The organism is Streptomyces sp. NPDC050147 (assembly GCF_040660195.1).
In the GTDB taxonomy this organism is placed as follows: Bacteria; Actinomycetota; Actinomycetes; order Streptomycetales; family Streptomycetaceae; genus Streptomyces.
Genome location: NZ_JBFALJ010000007.1, coordinates 279,558 through 299,606, shown reverse-complemented (window position 1 = coordinate 299,606; position 20,049 = coordinate 279,558). Strand labels below are relative to the sequence as shown.

Annotated in this window: 22 protein-coding genes and 1 pseudogene; 14 read left to right on the top strand and 9 right to left on the bottom strand. The window is 70.1% G+C overall.

Annotated elements, in window-relative coordinates; all coding sequences use genetic code 11:
• Positions 1–206 precede the first annotated feature (206 nt).
• Together AB0I94_RS14550 and AB0I94_RS14545 are read left to right on the top strand one after the other, a co-directional pair.
• Positions 207–1,130: a VOC family protein gene (locus AB0I94_RS14550; protein ID WP_363309872.1), complete on the top strand. Its 924-nt coding sequence runs from the start codon at positions 207–209 to the stop codon at positions 1,128–1,130.
• A gap of 33 nt (positions 1,131–1,163) precedes the next feature.
• Positions 1,164–2,108 carry a SigB/SigF/SigG family RNA polymerase sigma factor gene (locus AB0I94_RS14545; RefSeq protein ID WP_363309871.1) on the top strand — a complete coding sequence of 315 codons (945 nt, stop codon included), beginning with the start codon at positions 1,164–1,166 and terminating at the stop codon, positions 2,106–2,108.
• A 72-nt stretch (positions 2,109–2,180) separates the two neighbouring features.
• Here the strand turns inward: AB0I94_RS14545 and AB0I94_RS14540 are convergent, their stop codons facing one another.
• From AB0I94_RS14540 to AB0I94_RS14530, 3 genes are all read right to left on the bottom strand, one after another.
• The gene (locus AB0I94_RS14540) at positions 2,181–2,666 is read right to left on the bottom strand and encodes an SRPBCC family protein (RefSeq protein ID WP_363309870.1); all 486 of its coding nucleotides are present in this window, start codon (positions 2,664–2,666) and stop codon (positions 2,181–2,183) included.
• A gap of 106 nt (positions 2,667–2,772) precedes the next feature.
• Positions 2,773–3,327 carry a DUF3291 domain-containing protein gene (locus AB0I94_RS14535; protein WP_363309869.1) on the bottom strand — a complete coding sequence of 185 codons (555 nt, stop codon included), beginning with the start codon at positions 3,325–3,327 and terminating at the stop codon, positions 2,773–2,775.
• 32 nt (positions 3,328–3,359) lie between these two features.
• Complete coding sequence (locus AB0I94_RS14530; RefSeq protein WP_363309868.1) at positions 3,360–4,034, bottom strand: helix-turn-helix domain-containing protein; 675 nt, start codon at positions 4,032–4,034, stop codon at positions 3,360–3,362.
• Between the two features lie 135 nt (positions 4,035–4,169).
• Here AB0I94_RS14530 and AB0I94_RS14525 point away from each other — a divergent pair, with 135 nt between their 5' ends.
• Both AB0I94_RS14525 and AB0I94_RS14520 read left to right on the top strand, forming a co-directional pair.
• Positions 4,170–4,631, top strand: a complete 462-nt coding sequence (locus AB0I94_RS14525) for a serine hydrolase (protein ID WP_363309867.1) — start codon at positions 4,170–4,172, stop codon at positions 4,629–4,631.
• Entirely contained in the window at positions 4,568–5,740 is a 1,173-nt protein-coding gene (locus AB0I94_RS14520) for a DUF5937 family protein (RefSeq protein WP_363309902.1), read from the top strand. Before AB0I94_RS14525 ends, AB0I94_RS14520 begins: the two co-directional genes overlap by 64 nt.
• On the opposite strand, the pseudogene AB0I94_RS14515 reads toward AB0I94_RS14520, so the two are convergent.
• Positions 5,641–7,083, bottom strand: a pseudogene (locus AB0I94_RS14515) (amidase); the annotation flags it as partial. The gene AB0I94_RS14520 and the pseudogene AB0I94_RS14515 sit on opposite strands and share 100 nt — an antisense overlap.
• Before the next feature lie 138 nt (positions 7,084–7,221).
• Here AB0I94_RS14515 and AB0I94_RS14510 point away from each other — a divergent pair.
• Genes AB0I94_RS14510 through AB0I94_RS14500 form a run of 3 tightly spaced genes read left to right on the top strand, consistent with a single transcriptional unit; the run spans position 7,222 to position 8,869 of the window.
• Positions 7,222–7,821, top strand: a complete 600-nt coding sequence (locus AB0I94_RS14510) for a helix-turn-helix domain-containing protein (protein ID WP_363309866.1) — start codon at positions 7,222–7,224, stop codon at positions 7,819–7,821.
• A gap of 52 nt (positions 7,822–7,873) precedes the next feature.
• Positions 7,874–8,374 (top strand): hypothetical protein, encoded by a 501-nt coding sequence (locus tag AB0I94_RS14505; RefSeq protein ID WP_363309865.1) that lies wholly within the window; start codon positions 7,874–7,876, stop codon positions 8,372–8,374.
• Between the two features lie 57 nt (positions 8,375–8,431).
• Positions 8,432–8,869 (top strand): glutaredoxin domain-containing protein, encoded by a 438-nt coding sequence (locus tag AB0I94_RS14500; RefSeq protein ID WP_363309864.1) that lies wholly within the window; start codon positions 8,432–8,434, stop codon positions 8,867–8,869.
• Positions 8,870–9,190: 321 nt separating this feature from the next.
• On the opposite strand, the gene AB0I94_RS14495 is transcribed toward AB0I94_RS14500, so the two are convergent.
• Positions 9,191–9,607 (bottom strand): CBS domain-containing protein, encoded by a 417-nt coding sequence (locus tag AB0I94_RS14495; RefSeq protein WP_363309863.1) that lies wholly within the window; start codon positions 9,605–9,607, stop codon positions 9,191–9,193.
• Positions 9,608–9,963: 356 nt separating this feature from the next.
• Between AB0I94_RS14495 and AB0I94_RS14490 the strand changes: the two genes are divergently transcribed.
• On the top strand, positions 9,964–10,860 hold the full coding sequence (locus tag AB0I94_RS14490) for an ANTAR domain-containing protein (protein ID WP_363309862.1): 897 nt from the start codon (positions 9,964–9,966) through the stop codon (positions 10,858–10,860).
• A 58-nt stretch (positions 10,861–10,918) separates the two neighbouring features.
• Here AB0I94_RS14490 and AB0I94_RS14485 read toward each other — a convergent pair whose 3' ends face one another.
• Positions 10,919–11,803, bottom strand: coding sequence for an NAD(P)-binding domain-containing protein (locus tag AB0I94_RS14485; protein WP_363309861.1), 885 nt, complete (start codon positions 11,801–11,803; stop codon positions 10,919–10,921).
• A 48-nt stretch (positions 11,804–11,851) separates the two neighbouring features.
• On the opposite strand from AB0I94_RS14485, the gene AB0I94_RS14480 reads away from it, so the two are divergent.
• A complete protein-coding gene (locus tag AB0I94_RS14480; RefSeq protein WP_363309860.1) occupies positions 11,852–12,259 on the top strand; it encodes a MerR family transcriptional regulator in 408 nt (135 codons plus the stop codon).
• Between the two features lie 39 nt (positions 12,260–12,298).
• Here the strand turns inward: AB0I94_RS14480 and AB0I94_RS14475 are convergent, their stop codons facing one another.
• Entirely contained in the window at positions 12,299–13,711 is a 1,413-nt protein-coding gene (locus AB0I94_RS14475) for a lipase family protein (protein WP_363309859.1), read from the bottom strand.
• A gap of 359 nt (positions 13,712–14,070) precedes the next feature.
• Between AB0I94_RS14475 and AB0I94_RS14470 the strand changes: the two genes are divergently transcribed.
• From AB0I94_RS14470 to AB0I94_RS14450, 5 genes are all read left to right on the top strand, one after another.
• Entirely contained in the window at positions 14,071–15,420 is a 1,350-nt protein-coding gene (locus AB0I94_RS14470) for an AMP-binding protein (protein WP_363309858.1), read from the top strand.
• 103 nt (positions 15,421–15,523) lie between these two features.
• Complete coding sequence (locus AB0I94_RS14465; protein ID WP_363309857.1) at positions 15,524–16,006, top strand: MarR family transcriptional regulator; 483 nt, start codon at positions 15,524–15,526, stop codon at positions 16,004–16,006.
• The gene (locus AB0I94_RS14460) at positions 16,003–16,503 is read left to right on the top strand and encodes a MarR family transcriptional regulator (protein WP_363309856.1); all 501 of its coding nucleotides are present in this window, start codon (positions 16,003–16,005) and stop codon (positions 16,501–16,503) included. The genes AB0I94_RS14465 and AB0I94_RS14460 overlap by 4 nt, the downstream gene beginning before the upstream one ends.
• Positions 16,504–16,589: 86 nt before the next feature.
• Positions 16,590–17,249 (top strand): class I SAM-dependent methyltransferase, encoded by a 660-nt coding sequence (locus AB0I94_RS14455; RefSeq protein ID WP_363309855.1) that lies wholly within the window; start codon positions 16,590–16,592, stop codon positions 17,247–17,249.
• Between the two features lie 503 nt (positions 17,250–17,752).
• Positions 17,753–18,154 carry a nitroreductase family deazaflavin-dependent oxidoreductase gene (locus AB0I94_RS14450; protein ID WP_363309854.1) on the top strand — a complete coding sequence of 134 codons (402 nt, stop codon included), beginning with the start codon at positions 17,753–17,755 and terminating at the stop codon, positions 18,152–18,154.
• A gap of 104 nt (positions 18,155–18,258) precedes the next feature.
• Here AB0I94_RS14450 and AB0I94_RS14445 read toward each other — a convergent pair whose 3' ends face one another.
• Together AB0I94_RS14445 and AB0I94_RS14440 are read right to left on the bottom strand one after the other, a co-directional pair.
• Positions 18,259–19,047, bottom strand: coding sequence for an NAD(P)-binding domain-containing protein (locus AB0I94_RS14445; protein WP_363309853.1), 789 nt, complete (start codon positions 19,045–19,047; stop codon positions 18,259–18,261).
• The gene (locus AB0I94_RS14440) at positions 19,044–19,997 is read right to left on the bottom strand and encodes an alpha/beta hydrolase (protein ID WP_363309852.1); all 954 of its coding nucleotides are present in this window, start codon (positions 19,995–19,997) and stop codon (positions 19,044–19,046) included. The genes AB0I94_RS14445 and AB0I94_RS14440 overlap by 4 nt, the downstream gene beginning before the upstream one ends.
• Positions 19,998–20,049 lie beyond the last annotated feature (52 nt).

Here is a 20,049-nt window from a genome sequence, read left to right as displayed (position 1 = left end):
GGAACTGGACCAAAGACTCGCTTCAGGCCCCTGCCCCGCACGCCACCCGGCAGGGAGCGGGCGTGGGGCTTTGGCAACGGCCAGGTCAGGGCCTTGGTCCCTCGGATGGATGAGCAAGGTCCCGGTATGGCGCTTCCTGTCTGCGGAATCACTGGCGAGACCGCCGGAACCAGACGGGAGAGGGCGCTGTGCCAAGGGACATCGGTGTGAGCAGAGAGCGTGAGCAGCAGCGGCGCGAGGGGACCGCCCCGCACGCGAGAGTCCGGCGCCGGGAGGCAGGGCGCACGTGGACCGGCGTCAGGCCGTTCCGGCAGGCCGGAGGGCTCCGCCTGGTCCCGCCGCCCGACAAGCCGCTGCCCTCCCTGCCCGGCAACAGTCTGCCGCCGGGCGCTACGGCCAGGAAGCGCGGCGCACCGTGCTGGCTGAGCCTGGCCTCCGGTGACGCCCAGGCCGCGAAGGAGTTCTACGCCCGTGTTCTGGGCTGGTGCCACGTCCCGCTGCTCGGCGCGCAGGGCAGGGTACGTTCTCTGGCGCTGCGGGCCGGCGCACCGGTGGGAAGCATCAGCCAGGCCACGTGTGACCTGGGCGTCTCGGCGGGGTGGATTCCGTACTTCGGTGTCGACCACGTGGACGCGACGGTCGGCCGGCTGCGTGAGCGCGGCGCCACCGTCGCCGTAGGTCCGCTGAGCACCGAGACCGGGCGGCTCGCGGTGGCGGCGGGCCCGCAGGAAGCGGTGTTCGGCCTGCGCCAACGCGCCCCCGACCACCGCTGGAAGGTGGGCGCGGGCCCCGTCGCCCGGCTCGAACTGCACACCCGGGACATCTTCGCCGCCGCCTACTTCTACGGGGACGTACTGGACTGGGCCGGCACGTCAGGTGACTGCTGCGAGGTGGAGTACGCCCGCGGGCAGATCGAGGTGCGTGACGGGCTGGGCACCGTCGCCGCGTTCAGGGACGCCGCGCCGCCCGGTTGGCACCCGTGCTTTCGCGTGGCCGACGTCGACATGGCCGCCGTGTCGGCCGTCGGCTGGGGCGGACGGGTCGTCGCACCGCCCGTGGGGCCCCGCAACCGACGCGAAGCGGTGCTGGCGGACCCCGAGGGCAACGCCTTCATGGTCACGGCGAACTGAGCGATGCAGGACGAGAGAGCGAGGAGTCGGACGATGTTTCTGCAGGCAGCAGCGGACGTGGAGGAAGCCGCCGCGCCGGCCGAGTGGGCGCGGGGTGAGAGCGACGAGCTGCGGGTGCGTGGCGAAAGTGACGGGCTGCCGGCTCAGGGCGGGAGCGACGGGCTGCCGTTGATCGAGGAGGCCGACCAGGTCGCGCCGAAGGACGCCCGTGAGCTGTCGAAGCTCTTCTTCGAGGAGCTCCAGACACTTGAGGAGGGCTCTCCCGCCTACGTTTACACGCGCAACACACTGATCGAGATGAACCTCTCCCTGGTGCACTACGTGGCCGGCCGCTTCCGCAACCGCGGCAACGGACAGCTGGAGGACATCGTCCAGGTCGGTACCGTGGGCATGATCAAGGCGATCGACCGGTTCGACATCGGTCGCGGCTTCGAGTTCGTCTCCTTCGCCGTCCCCTACATCCTCGGCGAGATCAAGCGCTACTTCCGTGACACGAGCTGGGCCGTGCACGTGCCGCGCAGACTGCAGGAGCTGCGTCTTCAACTGGTCAAGGGCCAGGAGCGGTTGTCCTCGACGCTCGGCCGCGAACCAACGGTCGCGGAGCTCGCGGCCGAACTCAAGGTGACGGAGGAACAGGTCCTGGAGGTGATCGTGGCGGCCAATGGTTATGCCGCCGGGTCACTGGACAGCCCGCGCGGTGAGGGCGAGGAGGGCGGGGCCCCCGCCGCCGGCCGCTCGCTTTCCGACACGATGGGCCAGGAGGACCCGGCCATCGAGGTGTTCGAGGATCTGCACGCCCTGGCCCCGCTCCTGGCCGAACTCGGCGAGCGCGAACGGCGCATCATCGAGATGCGCTTCGGCCAGGAAATGACCCAATCGCAGATCGGCGCCGCTCTGGGCCTCTCCCAGATGCACGTCTCACGCCTCCTGTCGAGCACGCTCGCCACGCTCCGCACCGGCCTCCTCTCCCACGACTAGTGCCCTTCTGGCAGATGCGGGGCTGGGCTCGGGAATCGCCGCACGGGAGACCGGCCGACCATTCAGGCCCGTTCAGGGCCGGGACGCAGGTGCGGCGAGCTCGGCCAAGTGGTGCAGGGAGTCAGGGAGATGCTCGGGGCCGAACGGCGGGAACTCGAGGTACTCGCGGATGAACTGCGGCACCGCCGACCAGTCGTAGGTGAGCGTGACCTCGGTTTCGGACGGACCGTGCGGCACGAGACCATAGCGCCAGACCCAGCCGCCGAACTCCAGTCGGCCGTCTTCCTTCTCCTCGCCCGTCAGCCAGCCGATGGCTCGCGGCGGGTCGAGAACCTCGACCTTGTTGGCCACCCGGTATTCACCGTCCGGGTGGTCGGGGTGGGACATGGCCATCCGGAAGATCTGCCCCGCTTCGGTCAACGGGGCACGGTCGACGGGTTCCTGGACCCACCCGGTGCCGTCGATCGCGGAATGAGCCGTCGGGTCCGTCAGTACGGCGAACACTTCCGCGGGGGACGCCGCGACGGTCAGGGTGGCGCTCACGTTCTCCTGGTCCACGATGTGCACGCTCCTTGTCACCTCATCGGGCCTCCGCAGGCGCGGAAGGGGGGCCCTCCCTCATGCAGACGACGCGGCGACGCGGAACTCATCGGCACCCCCGGTCCTACACCACCGCGGCGTCTTCGGCGGGCGTGGACCGACCGCTCGGGACGGCCTGCTCGGGCCGCGTCGGCGGCACGGCTTGAGACTCCTCCGCGGCCTCGGCAGCGGTGTACGACGAGGCGAAGGTGAACGCGCGCGGGGAGGGTCCGTGTGCCCGCAGGTCCGCCAGACGCTCCAAGGCTTCGCCGACCGTCGGTACATGGCCGGCGGGGACCCACCAGAGGACCATGTGCGACTCGACGTGCCGCTCGAACCACTCGCGGCGCCGCCGCATCACCTCCAGGTGTCCGCTGCGGTAGGTGAAGTCCCACAGCGCCTCCTGGGTCTCCCACACCGACAGGTTGACGATGACGTCCTCGCCCGCCGGGCGCATGCCGGTGGCGTCGGCCGCGCCCTCCTCCACGAGCCGCCACACGAAGCCGAGGGCGTCGTCGGCGGCGGCGTTGACGGGATTGAGCAGCTCGACGAACGGCGCGATGCGCGGGTCGTCGATGGGATGGAGGAGCGTGGCGACATTGAGCTCGGCGAGGTGGGCGGCATGCTCGGATGCGGTCATGGCCTCATCCCAGCATGCCCGCCTTTTCTATGTCAATCATCGTTGTTTTTAGAAGAGTCGAGCGCCACGCAACACTCCCCCGGCCGAGCATCCATGCGGGCGTGGACGGGCCCGTCAGCGCCGAGCAGCCCCTCCAACAGCGCGAGATTCATGCCGCAGACGAGCGGCGGGAAGCGCTCGGCCACGGCATGAAAGGGGCAGTTGCGCATGCGAACGACCGGCGCTTCTCCCGCGTCTTCGGCGTTCTCCAGGTGCGGTTCGTACCCGCGCGCGGCCAGTGTCTCCATGGCCTCTTCGAGGTCGCCGCAGGGCGCCGTCGAGCCCCGCAGGGCCTCGCCCCGGCGGCGCGCCGCCGCGTAGAGCCCGGCGTCCAGGCCGGCGTGCTCGGCAGCCTCGGCGAGCAGCTCGGCGGCGGTGCGGTAGTCGCGGGCGGGCAGCGACACCGATCTTTCGGTCCGCGCCCGCGTGTAGACCTTGGCGGGACGCCCCGCGCCCGGCCCGGAGCGGCCCGTCAGGCGGCGACTGCCGCTCTCCAGCAGCCCCGCGTCCGTCAGTTTGTCCAGATGGTGCGCGGCGAGCGTGCGCGTCACGCCGGCCGCCTCCGCCGCCTCGTTACGGCCGACTTCACGGCCTTGCGCCGCCACGTACTCGTACAGTCGGCGCCGCACAGGATCCTGCAGCACCGCGATCGCTTCGATGTCCTCCACCCGGCCCATTCTAGGAACAACACAGGTTGGAGATAGAAAGGCGTGGCCCGGCCCCGTCACCGGAACCCTCTCAACCACCCCGGCGCTTCCGCGGTCCTGCTGTGCGAGCGGCTTCAGCGACTGTGAGGAGAAGCAATGGCGTTACGCGAGTGCACGAAGGCCGGCGTGGTGGGTGTCGCGGCGGCGGCGATGGCGGCCACCGCCTTCGTGGCGCCCGCTCAGGCGACACCGCACACGCCTGACGCGGGGACGGGCCACCGGGCCACTCAGCGCGCGATGGACGCGATCGTGAAGGCGGGCACCCCCGGCATCACCGCCCAGGCCCGTGACACCGACGGCGTCTGGAAGTCGGCGTCGGGCGTGGGCGACCTCGACTCCGGTGCGCCGCGCGGTAAGGACGACAAGTTCCGCGTAGGCAGCATCACCAAGACCTTCGTGGCGACCGTCCTGCTGAGCATCCTTGTTCAAGATCGTCGAAGCCGAGTACTGCGCCTGAGCTCAGGCATGCACCTCCCCGTGCGGTCAGCTGTCCCATCGACATCACCGGCCTGCCGCCCGACCGGCTGCGGTTCGCCGCCTCCCCGCTGGCCGAACTGACCTCGATGCTCCACGCGTTGGCCGCCCCGGGGCATCACCCGCAGCTCGCCGACTGGGTCGCGGATGTCCGGGCCCGGCTGCGGCCGGAGCTGGCCGAACGGTTGCGGGAGGCGGAGTTCCTCTGGCGTTCCTCACAGGCCGACTTCCTGTTCCCCGCCCGCCCACGGCCGACTCTCGCCCAGGAACTGGACGACGTGGACCGGATCGGCGACGAGACGTACGTGACCGCCGCGCTCGTCACCACGTGCGGCGGCAACCGGGCCTTTTTCGCCGCGTCCTCACCGCTCACCGACACGGACGCGCGAGAGCGGGCCCTTGACCTGGCCCAGGCCCGTGGCGCGCGGCAGGAGGCTTTCGCGGAACGGCTGATCGCGGACCCGGCCGCCGTACGGGCGCGCGTGCGCCACACCCTCGAAGAGTGCGCCGAGGCGTTCTTCGACGCCGCCTGGGCCGGCATCGCCGAGCGGCTCGCCACCGATCTGCGCCTGAAGAACGACCTGTTGAGGCACCAGGGCCTCGGCGCGGCGCTCGCATCGGTATCCGGCGCCATCGCGCTGACGCCGGACGGTGACTGCGTCACGGTGGACAAACTGCAGGACAAGGCGACCGCCGCCAACGGCACCGGGGTCACCTTCATCCCCAGCGTCTTCGGCAGCCCGCACCTGGTGGTGGTCCACGCGCCCGGATGGCAGCCGGTGGTGCAGTACCCGGTGGCCGAACCGAATCCACCGGAGCCGGTGCCGCTGGAGACGGTCGGGCTGCGTCTCAAGGCGCTCGCCCATCCGGTACGGCTGCGTCTCCTGCGCACCCTGGCCCGCGGCCCGCACACCACCGGAGAGCCGGCCCACACCTGGGAGCTGACACCCCCGGAGGTCTCCCGCCATCTCGCCGTCCTGCTCCGCGCCGACCTGCTGACAGCCCGCCGCCAGGGTCGCTACATCCACTACACCCTCAACGTGCCCGCCCTGACGACACTGGGCACGGACCTGCTGTCCGCCGTGCTGCGCCAGGACGCGTTCCCCGCCCACACCGTGGGGGTCCGGCCCGACCACGGGCTCGCCTGTTCGAGTTGTCCCGCGAGGCGGAAGAGCCGGCCTTCGTGCCCGTAGCCGGCGGCGAACTGCATGCCGATCGGCAGCCCCGTCCCGGCGTCGGCCGTCAGTGGCACGGACATGGCGGGCGTGCCTGCCACATTGAACGCCGTGGTGAACGGCGAGCGGTCGTTGAGCCGGTCGATCCAGCCGAGGCCGTCCAGCGTCCGCCCACCCTCGGCATAGGCACCCAAAGGCATGGGAAGCTCCGGCAGGGTCGGGGTGAGCAGCACGTCGTGAGCGTCGAAGTACCGTGCCAGGCTGCGAGCGACCCGGTTGCGGAGCGCGAGAGCGCCGAGGAGCTGAGCCCCGCTGACCTGCTGCCCGTAGTGGTAGCCGGCCAGTGTCTCCGGTTCGAGGGTGGAGGTGTCGACGGGCCGGCCGAAGGCGGCAGCCAGCTCGTCGACCAAGGCAGTGAGATTCGCCGTCATCAGACGGGCGTTGGCCAGGACGAACTCCTCCCAGTCGGCCCCCAGGTCGACCTCGACCTCCTCCACCCGGTGGCCGAGGGATTCGAGCAGACGCACGGTACGAGCGAGAGCGTCGGCCACTGGTGTGGTCGTGCGGCGCCCGCCCCACGCCTGGGCGAGGACACCGATCCGCAAGATGCCCGGGGGGCGGGTGACTTCCTCCGCGTACGGCCGGGTGGGCTCCTGTGCGAAGTAGGGGTCGCCCGGTTCGGGTCCGCGTATCTGGTCGAGGAGTACGGCACTGTCACGCACCGTGCGGCTGACGCTGCCGTGCACGGCCAGGCCGTTGAAGATCTCGTCGACGTCGGGGCCCATGGAGATCCGGCCGCGCGTGGGCTTCAGGCCGAAGAGGCCGTTGCAGGCCGCGGGGATGCGAAGCGAGCCCGCCGCGTCGGTGGCGTGCGCGATCGGAACCACGCCGGCCGCTACGGCCGCGCCCGCGCCTCCGCTGGAGCCGCCCGCGCTGCGCCCCAGGTCCCAGGGGTTGCGGACCGGCCCGTACGGCGCTGGTTCGGTCGTGATGCTGTAGGCCATCTCCGGCGTGGCGGTACGCCCGAACGTCGCGAGGCCGGCGCGGCGGAAGCGAATCATCAGGGAGGAGTCGGCTCCGGCGACGTTGCCGGCCGCGAGACGACTGCCCAGCTCCATGCGCCTGCCCGCCATGGAGACTCCGATGTCCTTGATCAGGAAGGGGACTCCGGCCAGCGGTGCGCTGCCGGGAATGGGCCCGTCGTCGGCGGGCCACGTCTCCAGGATGGCGTTGATCCGCGGATTGACCGCCCGCGCGGCCTCGTGCGCCGCTGCCTCCAGTTCGGCGGGGGTCACCTCGCCCGCGTCGACCAGCTGCGCGAGCCCGACCGCGTCGGCACGCACGTACTCACTGACTCTCACTGTCACTACTCCCCAGCAGAAGGAAGATACCGTCAAGTGCCTGATGATACCCAACGGTATCGTTCAGGACGAGCTGGTACCGTATCAGTGCGCGCGGACCCCCGCCGCCCGCAACTGACGGAACGTCACGGAGTAGTCATGGCATCGACCGCCAGCAGGCCGAGCAGGGTGGCCAAGCTGCCGCCTCGCGAGCGCATCCTCGACGCGGCGGAAGAGCTCTTCCAGCGCGAGGGGATCCGACGGGTGGGTGTGCAGGCGATCGCCGAGCGTGCCGAGACCACCAAGATGGCGATCTACCGGCACTTCGAGACCAAGGACGCACTGGTCGCGGAGTGGCTGCGGATCGTCGCCGCCGACTACCGCGCCGCCTTCGACCGGGTCGAGGCGGACCACCCCGGCCGCCCCAGGGAGCAGATCCTGGGTCTGGCCCGCTTCATCGCCGAGGGTTTGCCCGCGATCTCGCACCGGGGCTGCCCGTTCATCAACTCCATCGCCGAGCTGCCCGACCGCGACCATCCAGCACGGCAAGTGATCGAGGAGCACAAGGCCCACCAGACCCGCAGACTGGTCGGCATGTGCACAGATGCGGGGCTGCCCGACCCCGCACAGGCCGCGGCCGAGATCACCTTCGTACTCGAAGGCGCCCAGGTCAGCACGCAGAACGGCAGCATCGATCAGGCGGGGGACCGGCTGCTGAGGATCGTCGAGGGGATCATCGACCACCGGCGGCATCGATGACACCGACGACCGGGCCCCTGACACACCCGCCCAAATACCGACTGGTGGTCAAGTGAGCGACTGGTGGGCCCGCCTGGATGAACGGACCCGCCATGAGGTCGACGCGGACGTGCTGCGTGACCGCCGGATGGCAGCGGTCAGGTCCGTGTGGGAGGCCCTGCGCCCGCTGGGATCGGGGCTGCACGAGGCGGAGCTGGTGGTCCACTCGCGATACGAGGCTCTCGGCGACCAGGTGCGACGCAGGCCCGCCGACCCGCTCGAGACCCCCTCGCTCGCTGCTCGCGTCGCCGCCCTCCCCGGCCGGGTGGCTGCCGTCGAGGCTCTCTGGGACGGCGATACGGTGCACGACTGGTTCGTGGAGCTGGTCGCGGTCCTGGACGCCCCGGAAGGGGAGGGCCAGGTGGCGATCGTCTACCGGCGCCCTGACCGCTCCCCCGCAGACGCCGCCATCGAGGCCGGCCAGGCGCTGGCCGACCACCTCGGCGTGCCCTTCCACTTCGCCTCACCCAAGGCCCCTGACGACCAGGCCCCGCGCTGGCGGACACCCGGATGACTCCCCCGCCCTGGGCGTTTTCGAAGGCGCTTCGGCTCACCGATAGCCTGCGTCGTCATGATGCGCGCCTGGAGTCTTCCCGTACTGCTGCTGGTCTGCGGCTCGTTCGCCGCGGTCAGCTCGGCCTCAAGGGGGAATCCTGGTGCGGCCGCGGCACTCCTGCTGGTGTTCATGCTGCTCGCGGTCGTGCACTCGCCGCTGTTCTTTCCGAGGCCGATCGGTGCGCTGGAGGCCCAGCGTCGCACCGCGGTCGACGGCCGGCCGATCGTTTTCTGGCGCTCGGGCTGCCCGTACTGCCTGCGTCTGCGCGTCCGGCTGGGGCGTAGCGCCCGCCAGATGTACTGGGTCGACATCTGGCGTGATCCGGCTGGGGCCGCTGCGGTGAGGGCGGTCAACGAGGGCGATGAGACCGTGCCGACGGTCTTCGTGGCGGGCCGACCGCACGTCAATCCCGATCCCGCGTGGGTACGCGAACAGGTACGCCCTCCTCGGTGACGAGGAGCGGCACCGTGCCCGGGTCGGCGCCCCAACGCCCGTTCGAGAGCGCACCTTTCGGGAATGGGCCGGCAGGGGGACACGCCGCCCTCGGAGTGGGACGCTGTGAGTGTCCGGCCGCCGCCGCGCGCGAGTGCGGCAGCGTCCGGGGGCGCGAGGACCGAAGCTCCCCCTCGATCGGCTCTCGCGCGAGGTGCCCCCGGCGGTGCGGGGTCGCGGGAGTTGCCTCGCCGCCGCGCCTGGAGGGCGAAGGCTGGGGCCGTATTGTCGGTGATGCGGCTCCAGCCGACCTGGCCCCCAGCCAACCTGGCGGCGCCGGTGTCAGTCGGTGGAGAGCGCGTCGAGGAGCTGCCCGGCCTTGGGGTCCTGCAGCGCTCGCGCGGCGTCGGCGAGGGCCACCATGCCGACGAGCCGGTGCCCGTCGATGACGGGAAGCCGACGCACCTTGTGATGCGTCATGGTGGCCACGATCTCGTCCGCGCCGTCGTCGGCGCCGATGGTGACGGCCTCACCCTGGGCGAGTTCGCCGACCAGGACGGTGGCCGGGTCCTTGGACTTGCCCAGCACCTTGACGACGATGTCCCGGTCGGTCAGGACACCTTTGAGCCGGTCGTCCGTTCCGCAGATGGGCAGCGCGCCCACACCCAGTTCCGTCATCTTGCGGGCGGCGTCGAGCACGCTCTCCTCGGCGCCCACGCAGTGCGCGCCGCCGGTCATGATGTCGCGTGCGGTAGTCATGTCGGATTCCTCCGCTGCACGTAGGGGGCATCGTCGGCTCTCCGGGTGCCCGGAGGGGGCCGGTCGAACCCAGGACCGCAGGGCTTCGGCCGGTTTCGGACGCGAGTCGGCGAGAGAGCGGGCCGGAGGAGGGGCCGCATGAGTCACTCGGGCACCAAAACCGGCACATCGCCTCCAACCCCTCCCACCCGCGCCTGACTTCCGGGGCCGGTCGTCACATCGTCCACACGTCGGGTTAAGGTCACCCTGGGTGTGTGAGCAGCGGTCCCCTTCAGCGAACGGAGCTGGGGTGGGCGGCGTCGGTGGCGTCGCGGCGCTGCTCACGATCGACGAGGAGTACGGACCAGGGTGCCGCCATGGGAGACAACGTGACGAACATTCCGTCTGCGCCCCCGCCCGAGGATCAGTCCTCGCCCCAGGAATCCCCCACCCTGAGGGCCGAGACGGAAGAGCTCAGAGCCACCGCCGAACAGCTGCGCGGCCAGGTCTCCGAGCTGGAGGTCCAGGCCCGTGCGCGCCCCAAGATCGCGATGGCCGAGGGCGTCCTGGTCGAGAGGTATCGCCTGGCGAACGCGGAGGCGGCGTTCACGCTGCTGCGCCAGGCGTCCCAGCGAGCCAACATCAAGCTGCACCAGCTGGCCGCCGCGGTGGTCCGTACGCCGGGACCGGCACCGGGCGCCAGGACGTGGTTCGGCGGACGGCCGCAGCAGCCCACACCCGACCTGGCCACGCTTGAGGCAGGCACGCTCAACCCGACGAACCAGGGCGAGGTACTGGGCGCCGCCCTGCAACGCGTCCTGTCCGTCACCGGTACGGACATGGGCAACGTGCAGCTGGTCGAGGACGGTGTGCTGCGGATGGCGAAGCACACGGGCCTGCCCCGCCAGTTCACCGACTACTTCGCGTTCGTCGACGGAAAGACCGCGTGCTCCCGGGCCGCCGTCGCCAGCCAGCAGGTAACCGTCAAGGACGTGGCGACCTCGGCCGGATTCGACGACGAGACCCGCCGGGTGATCCTCTCGGCGGGCAGCCGCGCCTGCCACAGCATTCCGCTGGTCGACGAGCAGGACACCGTGCAGGGCGTCATCTCCTCCCACCACGCACGCCCCCTCGTCGGCTTCACCCAGACGCAGTTGCGGACCCTGGACGCCACCAGCCGTGCGCTCGGTAGCTGGATCAAGTGGCACCAGCACACCGTTCTCGTCGACGCCTTGGAAGACCTGCATCGACTGGCCCTGGCCTCCCGCCAGTAGCGGCGCAGCGAATCGCGCGCCGCTACTGGGCCAGTCCCTTCGGCGCCGGTCGCTTCGGTCAGTCGACCCGGGGCTTGACGAACTCCTCGATCAGCACGGGATATTGCTCGCCACCGTGACCGGCGGCGATCGCGCGGTCCGCCATCGCCTTGATCAACCGCGGCAGTTCGGCGTTGACCCCCACCGTCTCGCTCTCCTCGATCAAGTGCGCCATGGCCCGCGCGTCGGTCTCCAGAGCCGACACCTCGGCCGGGAAGGACCCGTTGTCGATCTGCTCGGCGTACCCGGGCAGCCATGTCGCCACACCGGTGGCGATCTGCTGCGCGAACGGCGCGTACGTCGCGGCGTCGACACCGGCCGTCCTGAGCATGGCAGTGCCCTGGAGCCAGGCGTTCAGGACGCTCCACATCATGGCCAGGCCCGCCACGTCGTACAGGGACGCCAGCCCGTGGTCCGCACCGAGGTGGGTGACGGTGCCGAGCGCGTCGAGCGTCGGCTTGTGCGCATCGAAGTCCGATTCCGCTCCGCTGAGCAGAATCACCGCTTCGGCGGTCCCGATCCCTGAAGGGACGGCCATGATGGCGCCGTCCAAGTAGCGCGCACCGCGCTGCTCGGCCAGCCGGGCGGCTTCCCGGGCCTGGGCCGAGGCACCCGAGGTCAGGTTGACCAGTGTCGTGCCCTCCAGGGTGACATCGTTCGCGCCGAGCAACTCGTGCATGGCCTCGTAGTCGGTGAGGCAGATGATCGTCAGAGAACCCGCCTTCAGGGCGTCTGCGGCCGTCGGCGCCAACTGCGCCCCGTGGCTGATGAGGTGGTCGGCCTTGGAAGCCGTGCGGTTCCATACGGTGGTGGGGTGCCCGGCTTTCAGGAACGCGCCCGCGAGGGCCCGGCCCATCAGACCGAGGCCGATGACTGATACAGGTGCAGCGGTTTCGTTGTTCATGACAGCATCGTCAACGTTCATACCGGTATGAAGGTCAAGTGAGGTTCGATGCGCATCGGGGAACTGAGTCGTCGTACGGGCGTCAACGCCCATCAGTTGCGCTACTACGAGGCCCAGGGCCTCCTGGAGGCGGACCGCAGGGCGAACGGCTATCGCGACTACGACGAGAACGCCGTGCTGCGGGTGAAGCAGATCCGGCACCTGCTCGGTGCCGGCCTGTCCTCCGAGGACATCGCGTACGTACTGCCCTGCGCGGTCGGGGAGGCGCCGGAGCTGCCCGGGTGTTCCGAGCTCCTGTCCGCGATGCGGTCACGGCTGCGGCGGCTGGAGGACCAGATGCACCGGCTGTCCCAGTCCCGTGACGCGCTCGCCGTCTACATCGAGGCGGCCGAGCGCACGGGAGCCGAGAGCTATCCCCCCTTTGACGCAGCCGGCCAGGAGCCCGTCCCCGCCTGAAGCCTGTCGCGGCCGGGGCGAGGGCGGACGACCACCGGGTCAGGGCTGTAGCGGCATTTTCCAGCAGTTGGAGCTTGCCGACTTGCCGGAGATCCGGTCGGTCAGCCAGGAGATGGCGTCGCCCTGGTCGGTGATGAGCGGCACGAGGTGGTTGGTGAGGATCTTGTCGCCGAGGTTCGGCAGTACGAGCGGCTCGTAGGTGACGTTACCGCCCTTGCGGCACCAGTTCACGGCCAGTTGCCGGGCCTGGGTGTGCGGAACGATGTCGTCCTGGACGCCGGTCGCCACACGCACCGGTCCGCTGGGCTTGAGCGTGCCGATGCGCTGCCTGTCCAGTGCGGCCTTGGCTCGGGGGTCAGCGGCGATGATGTCCCCCACGGACTTGCCGTCGCTGGTCCACTTGTTGCTCTTGGTGAAGCCGTAGCCGAACAGCGCGTCGCCGACGCACATCGTCGAGGCGTCCTTCAGCGCGGCCTTCCCCGCGGTGTTGATGTGCGCGTCGACGACCGCGCGCAGATCGGGGTCGGCCTGGGCGAAGCCGGTGATCGACCAGGCCAGGGCACCGGCCAGCGCGCTGCCGTCGATGCCCTTCATGACCGAGGTCAGGTCCGCCGGCGGCGCGCCTGCGTAGGTACCGGCCAGTCGGACGTCGGGGGCGTACGAGGGCTGGAGTTCGGCCGCCGCCGCACTGGCTCCACCGCCTTGGCTGTAGCCGTACAGACCGGTGCGGGACTCCGCGGTGACCGATGCCCCGGGGACGGCACGGGCGGCGCGGGCCGCGTCCAGCAGGGCGTGCCCCTGGTCGAGTCGGTTGACGTAGGTGTGTGCGCGGTCGGTGGCCCCCAGGCCGACGTAGTCGGTGATGACGACGGCCGCCCCGGTGGCCAGGATGCGGTAAATGGCCAGGGCTTCGTAGCCCACGGACACGGTCTGGCCGTTGAGGGTCAGAGGGTGCTGGAGGGCGAAGGAGGGAGCACACTGGTCACCCTGGCCCATGGTGCCCGAGGCCACGGCGACCAGCGGGCGGGGCCCGGGTTTCGTCCAGGCGGCCGAGGGCTCGATGTAGGCGCCGGTGACCGCGACGGGCTGCCCGGTCGAGTCGGTGGACTTGTACATCAGGCGGCTCGCGGTACCCGGCATGGGACGTCCGTCGAGGCCGGGGATGCTCAGCCCGAGCGGCATGGGCTCGGTCCGGACCAACGAACCATTGGCGGCAGGGAGTTGCGCGGGCGGGTTGTAGAAGGTGGGGATGGTGACCCCGCGGGAGACGACGGGCTCCCCGTCGGCCGCGGAGGCCGGTGCTCCCGACAGGCCCACACAGACAGCGCCGACGACGACGCCCACCACCAGACGCGGACGCGCCAGGTTACCGCGGAGCGTGGTCAACTCGCCGGTGTCAGCGTAGCGTTGGAGCGAACGGGCAGTACGCGCAGGGCGTCTTTTGCGGCTCATGGTGTGCTCCTCGCTCAAGGTTCGGCTGATCGGGTCGATGCCCGCACGCGGCCGTGGAAGTCACACACGTGCGCAGCGCTTTCCGCGTTGACGTGCGCGTTGACGTGCGCGCCGCTCGCGGTTTGGCATGACCATGACATTGCGCATGACGTTGTGGCCAACGAGGGTTACCCGCTGGATACTTACTGGACAGTAAGGCTGGGCGTCAGCCTGTGACAAGACGTGGGCTCGATTTCGCCCGGAGCGACTGCGCCCTCAGGAACGCGGTGCACAAATGTTGGTTGTCGCTTCCGCGTCCGGCGTGCGAATGTGAGCGGCCGTGATCCACATCATCACGCGCCCAGGAAGGAGTCCGGACCATGCTGGACGGCTGCACCCCGCACCCGCCCGAGACCATCGGCCGCTACTACGACCGTGGTTACTACGAGGGCGCCGCCCTGCCCCAACTCCTCGCCGAGCACGCCCGCACCCACACCACCCGCACCGCCCTCGTCCACGGCGAACGTCGGCTCACCTACCGCGAGCTGAACCGCGGTGTCGACCGCATGGCAGCCGGGCTGACGCTTCGGGGCGTCCGCGCGGGTGACCGGGTCATCGTCCAGCTCCCGAACGTGCCCGAGTTCGTCATCGCCGTCTACGCCCTGATGCGCGCCGGAGCCTTCCCGGTCGTGGCACCCACCTCTTTCCGGGCGGACGAGATCGGACACCTCGCCCAGGTCACCGAAGCCGCTGCCTACATGGGCCCCGGCGTCCACCGCGGCTTCGACCACGCCAAGATGGCCTCGATGGTCAGCGACGACCATCCGCGCCTGCGCCGAGCCTTCACCCTGGACAACCCCGACAGCCCTCAAAGCGGCTTCTTCACCGCCCCCAGCGGATGCCTGTTCTTTCCCCTCGGCTCCCTGGATGCCCCGCGCGACCCCGACCGTGCATACGACCCCAACGACGTCGCGTTTCTCTTGCCGTCGAACGCTGACGCGACCGCGACCGCGCCCCGCCTGGTTCCGCGCACCCACAACGCCTACGCGTATCAGACGCGCGCCGCGGGTGAACTCATCGGTCTCGGCCCCGAGGACGTCTACCTCGCGGCCCTCCCCGCCGCCGCCAACCTCACCTTCGGCTGTCCGGGCATCGTCGGAACCCTCGCCGCCGGCGGCACCGTCGTACTGATCGACGACCACGCGGACGCGGTGCGCACGACCGAAGCAGCCTTCCACGCGATCGAGACGGAAAAGGTCACGGTCACCTCGCTCACCCCCGCTGACGCGCGACTGTGGCTCGACGCCCTCCCCCACGGCCGGTTCGACCTCTCCAGCCTGCGTCTCGTCCAGATCGGTGGCGCGCCCCTCGACCCCGAACTGGCGGCTCGCATCCAGCCCGCCTTCGGCTGCCGCCTCCAGCAGGTCTTCGAGATGGCGGAGGGGCCGCTGTCGCTCACCCGCCTCACCGACACCGACGACGTCATCCGTCACACGCGGGGCCGTCCCCTCTCACCGGACGACGAGATCCGCCTGACCGAATCGGACGGCACCGCAGCACCGGCGGGAACTCCGGGGGATCTCTGGGCGCGCGGCCCTCACACCCCCCGCGGTTACTACAAGGCCCCCGACCAGAGCGCCCGCGCCTTCACCCCCGACGGCTTCTTCAAGACCGGCGAGGTCGCCCGCCTCACCGAAGACGGCAACCTGGTCATCGAGGGCCGCGCCTAGAGACCACAGGGCGTCGTCGGCCCGATCGCAAGGCCCCTCACTTCGGGCCTCCAGCCGCGATTAACAGTAGCCATGGCTATAGTAGCCATGTACATTATCTGTTGTGAGTACAGCAACTGAGGGCGCAACGCCGGGATTTCTGGTCTGGCGCCTGTCGATGAAGTGGCGGGTCGCCGTCGACCGGGCCGTCGGGCCGCTGGGCCTTACCCATGCGCAGTACGCGTTGATGACATCGCTGTACGGCATGTCGCGCTCCGGGCTGCAACCCAGCCAGCGTCGGCTGGCCGACCACACAGGGCTTGAGGCGCTGTACGTCTCCAAGCTCGCCCGCGCACTGGAAGCCGCCGGACTCGTCACCCGTACCCGCGATCCGCACGACCCCCGTGCCATGCAACTGTCGCTCACCGAGCAAGGACGCGACGTCACACACCGCGCGATCCACGTGGTCCAGGGCCTGCTGGACCAGCTGCTCGAACCGCTCGGAGGGCAGAACAGCTCGCGCACACGGCAGTTCACCCGCGAGCTGGCGACCCTGCTCGACGCACCTCTTGAACCGCACACCGAGAACTACGAGGAGCAGACATGACCACCACCACACCCACAGCTACGCCTACGACCGCACCCGCGCCCGCACCCACACCCACACCCACACCCACGACCAACGGCCGGGTCATAGCCTTGGCCCACTACGCCTCGCGCGCCCTCCTGGAGGGCGTACTGACCCGCCACGGCGCGACGTTCCACCAGAGCGTGACGCTCCGGGCCCTCGTGCTCGGCGGCGAGTCCATGGGCCACGACGAACTCGTCGGCGACGTCACCGGCTCACTGAAGGTCGACGAGTCGGTCGTGCGCGATGTGATCGAGGACCTGACTGCCACGAAGCTGCTGGAGAAGGACCCGGCGGATGCCGCCCGGATCCGCCTGACGGACGCCGGACGGGAGCTGTACGAGAGGACCGGCGCCGAGACCGCGGAGATCTCCGCCCGCCTGTACGCCGACATTCCCTCCGAGGACCTCGCGATCGCGGGCCGAGTCCTGGCCCTGATCACAAAGCGCGCGAACGCCGAGTTGGCGGCCGTCTGAGGCTCTGTCCCGTCCCGTCACATGAGCCGCCCCGACACAGCCGCGGCAGTGCCCATATCGAGGCGACGCGACTACGGTCGAGGCTCATGGACAGCGACGACGACCTCCTGGCGGAGCAGCTCGCCTACTACCGGGCCGGTGCGGCCGAGTACGACCGTGCCTACGCCGAGCGCGCGGACCTGCGACGCCTCCTGTCCTTGATCGACGGCCTTCCGATCGCCGGGGACGTGCTTGAGCTGGCCTGCGGAACAGGACGGTGGACCCCGGCCATCGCCGCCAGGGCGCGCTCGGTGACGGCTGTCGACGCGGCGCCCGAGGTGCTGGAGATCGCACGCGCGCACACCGCGTCCCCGCGGGTGCGGTTCCTCCGGGCCGACATGTTCGACTGGCAGCCGTCGCGCCCGTACGACACCGTCTTCTTCGCCTTCTGGCTCTCCCACGTGCCGCCGTCCCGGACGGCCGACTTCTGGGACCTCGTCGCCGCCGCGCTCGCGCCGCACGGCAAAGCGGTCTTCATCGACGACGGACCCACCGAGGCCGCGCGCGAGGAAGTTCTCGTACGCCGGACCGTGCCCGCGGTACGACGCCGGCTCGGGGACGGCAGCGAACACCGCATAGTCAAGGTCTTCCACGACGCCGACACGCTCACCGGCGATCTCGTCGCCCGGGGGTGGTCGCCCCGCATCCGGACGGTGAGCGAGAGCTTCATCGTCGGCATCGCCGACCCGCCGCCCGCCTCCGGTTGAACCCGTGACCTCCGCAAGGGCTCGCGCGGCGGCGCATCACTCGACCTGAATGCCGAACCGCTGTTCGGGCATGGCACCTTCCCGCAACGACTCCGTGCACCACATGCACTCTTCTCCGGCGTATACGGGAGAGTCCAACCAGTAGGCCCCGGTGAGGAGTTGACCTTGGGGCGAAGCGGAATACGGGTCTCTCGTGTCATCGTCCATGTTCCGCCCAACGAGGCCTGGACGCGGAGGTTTTGGGAGCGCAATCGCGCTGCCCCCCGCGAGCCGACCAAATGCCTGAAGTTCCCTCTGTGGTGCTTTCAACCGGGAAGGAATGGGTAGAAGAGGCGACTTCACCGGCATCTGCTGGGCGGCAGCGGACCTTCGCGGGGATGCCATTAGGCCGGGCGCGCCGATTCGGCGCCACGCTGGCGGGAAACCGCGGAGTGACCATGAAGAGTTGGTCAGCGCAGGCAGAACACGCGCACCATCCAGCGAGTACACGAAGGAGACAGCGGATGCTGTTCGGCAAAGAGCACGTCGAGCGTTACGTCGAGACCGACGGCGAGGAGGGCCACGACTGGCAGAACACCACGGTGCTGATCCTCACGACCATCGGCCGCAAGAGCGGTGAGCAGCGCAGCACTCCCCTGATCTACCAGCCCTACGGTGACGACGTTCTCGTGGTGGCCTCAAACGGCGGAGCCGACCAGCCACCCCTCTGGTTCCGCAACATCGAGGCGAATCCCGAGGTCCAGGTGCAGGTGAAGAGCGACCGCTACACCGCCCGTGCCCGTACCGCCACGCCGGACGAGAAGCCGGACATGTGGCGGACCATGGCCGCGACCTGGCCCGCCTATGACGACTACCAGCGCAAGACCGACCGGGAGATCCCGGTAGTGGTCCTGGAACGCGTCTGAGGCGCAGGTCAACAGAGCGGGTACGTACGCCGGTTGCCGAGGACGGGCGGTCGACGCGGTCGAGTTCGGTTCTGGCGTACGTATCCGTCAGGGGCCGACCCTGGCTACTTCAGGTCGGCGAGGAGGCCGTCGAGGGCGTTGCCGAGCGCTTGGGAGTTGGCCGGGTCGAACCACGTGGTGCGGATGCGTTCGTTGTTCCCGTTCGGGGTCTCGTGGTCGGCGGCGAGTTGGCGCAGGGAGCGGGTCTCGTCGCTCAGGGCACGGCCGACGGCCTGGAACAGTCCGCGGACGTAGCGGTCGGCGGCGTCGGGGGCGACACCGTGGCCGACGGCCCACGACGTGAGGGTGTCGAGATAGGAGTAGTGGGTGGTCAGCGTCCCCGTCAGCGCGGAGAAGACGTTGAAGGCCTCCTCGTCCGCGACCGGCTGCGCCCCGCCCAGCCGCTCGAAGAGCGCGTCCGCCACCGGATGGGACGGGAACGTCACCGTGACGGAGCGGCGTTCACGTACGGCGGGCAGCGGGATGGCCCGCACCAGCGCGGCCTCGGTGGCAAGTATCCGGCGCAGGTCGTCGTTGGCGACGCCCGCCATCACGTTGATCACCGTCTTGTCGTCGTCCACGCTCAGGCCGGATAGCGCCTCGTGCCGGTCCTTCGCGCGTACGGCGACGAACACCACGTCGGAGCGGTCCACCACCTCCTGGTTGCCGGCGCAGACTCGTACGCTCTCGTGGCGCTCGGACAACTCCGCGGCCGCGCGGGCCCCTCGCGGGGAGAGGTACACCTCTGGCGGTCCGTCGCTCCCGTCGCACAAGCCCGTCACGAGGGCCCGGCCGATCTCGCCCACCCCGATGATGCCGATGCTCTGCACTGTGTCCTTCTCCTTCTCGATCATGTGGCGAGCGCGGTGCGGAGGAAGTCGAGGATCTCCGTCCGCGCCGCCTCGGCCTGTGGATCCACGCCAGGAACGCTGAGGAAAGCGTGCCCTGAACCGGCGTATTCGGTGAGTCTCGCGGGTGTCCCGGCCTCATGCAGGCGTTCGGCGTAGCGGCGGCCGTGATCGGCCAGCGGATCGTGGGTGGGCACCACCACGAGCGCCGGGGCAAGTCCGCTGAGGCTGTCGGCGTACAGCGGGGAGAGCGCACGGGGGTCGGTTCCCTGCGGCACCGCCAGCCGCCGGAACAGCTGCAGCTGGGGAACGGCGAGGAACGGAGTGTGGGCGTACTCGGTGATCGAGGCGTGGTCGAACAGCGTCTCGGTCACGTCGACCGCGGGGTTGACCAGCACCTGCGCTCGAAGGTGCAGGCCCGCTTCACTGGACCGGATCGCTGCCAGAGCGCTGATCAATGCGCCGCAGCTCTCCCCGAAGACGGCGGTCCGCGCCGGGTCGATGCCCCTCTGTGCGGCATGCCGCACCACGTGCTGGAGTACGTCCCAGCCGTCGTCGACGGCCGCCGACAGTGGTGTGTCCTGGGCGAGGAGGCGATGCTCGACCGAGACGACGACCGCGGGCAGTCGGGCGGCCAGGTGGCTGTTGACCCAGTCGCATTGAACCGCCGTGCCCACGAAGCCTCCTCCGTGGACGTGCAGGACGAGGGGCAGGCCCGGGGCCGTGGCTTCGTGCCGGGGTGACGGCTGGTACACCCGGGCCGGGAGCCGCCGGCCGGGCAGCGCCACCTCCTGCCATTCGATCGTGGCGCCGGGATCCGGATCTCCGGTGAACGCCCGGGCGGCGCTCGACGCCCTGAAACGGTTCTCCGCGTCGCGGTAGGCGAGCAGTTCCTCGGCGGTCACCGTGTTCCAGTCCGGCGCCGGCGGCCGCTGCGTGGCAGTGTCCTCGCTCATGTCCTGTTCCTGTCGAGAGAGTTACGCGACTTGAGGTATCGATACCCAAGGT

Coding starts and splice junctions, on each gene's coding strand:
- AB0I94_RS14545 (WP_363309871.1), top strand. CDS start 1,164: ATGTTTCTGCAGGCAGCAGCGGACGTGGAGGAAGCCGCCGCGCCGGCC.
- AB0I94_RS14535 (WP_363309869.1), bottom strand. CDS start 3,327: ATGACCGCATCCGAGCATGCCGCCCACCTCGCCGAGCTCAATGTCGCC.
- AB0I94_RS14525 (WP_363309867.1), top strand. CDS start 4,170: ATGGCGTTACGCGAGTGCACGAAGGCCGGCGTGGTGGGTGTCGCGGCG.
- AB0I94_RS14510 (WP_363309866.1), top strand. CDS start 7,222: ATGGCATCGACCGCCAGCAGGCCGAGCAGGGTGGCCAAGCTGCCGCCT.
- AB0I94_RS14500 (WP_363309864.1), top strand. CDS start 8,432: ATGATGCGCGCCTGGAGTCTTCCCGTACTGCTGCTGGTCTGCGGCTCG.
- AB0I94_RS14495 (WP_363309863.1), bottom strand. CDS start 9,607: ATGACTACCGCACGCGACATCATGACCGGCGGCGCGCACTGCGTGGGC.
- AB0I94_RS14490 (WP_363309862.1), top strand. CDS start 9,964: ATGGGAGACAACGTGACGAACATTCCGTCTGCGCCCCCGCCCGAGGAT.
- AB0I94_RS14485 (WP_363309861.1), bottom strand. CDS start 11,803: ATGAACAACGAAACCGCTGCACCTGTATCAGTCATCGGCCTCGGTCTG.
- AB0I94_RS14480 (WP_363309860.1), top strand. CDS start 11,852: ATGCGCATCGGGGAACTGAGTCGTCGTACGGGCGTCAACGCCCATCAG.
- AB0I94_RS14475 (WP_363309859.1), bottom strand. CDS start 13,711: ATGAGCCGCAAAAGACGCCCTGCGCGTACTGCCCGTTCGCTCCAACGC.
- AB0I94_RS14470 (WP_363309858.1), top strand. CDS start 14,071: ATGCTGGACGGCTGCACCCCGCACCCGCCCGAGACCATCGGCCGCTAC.
- AB0I94_RS14460 (WP_363309856.1), top strand. CDS start 16,003: ATGACCACCACCACACCCACAGCTACGCCTACGACCGCACCCGCGCCC.
- AB0I94_RS14455 (WP_363309855.1), top strand. CDS start 16,590: ATGGACAGCGACGACGACCTCCTGGCGGAGCAGCTCGCCTACTACCGG.
- AB0I94_RS14450 (WP_363309854.1), top strand. CDS start 17,753: ATGCTGTTCGGCAAAGAGCACGTCGAGCGTTACGTCGAGACCGACGGC.
- AB0I94_RS14445 (WP_363309853.1), bottom strand. CDS start 19,047: ATGATCGAGAAGGAGAAGGACACAGTGCAGAGCATCGGCATCATCGGG.
- AB0I94_RS14440 (WP_363309852.1), bottom strand. CDS start 19,997: ATGAGCGAGGACACTGCCACGCAGCGGCCGCCGGCGCCGGACTGGAAC.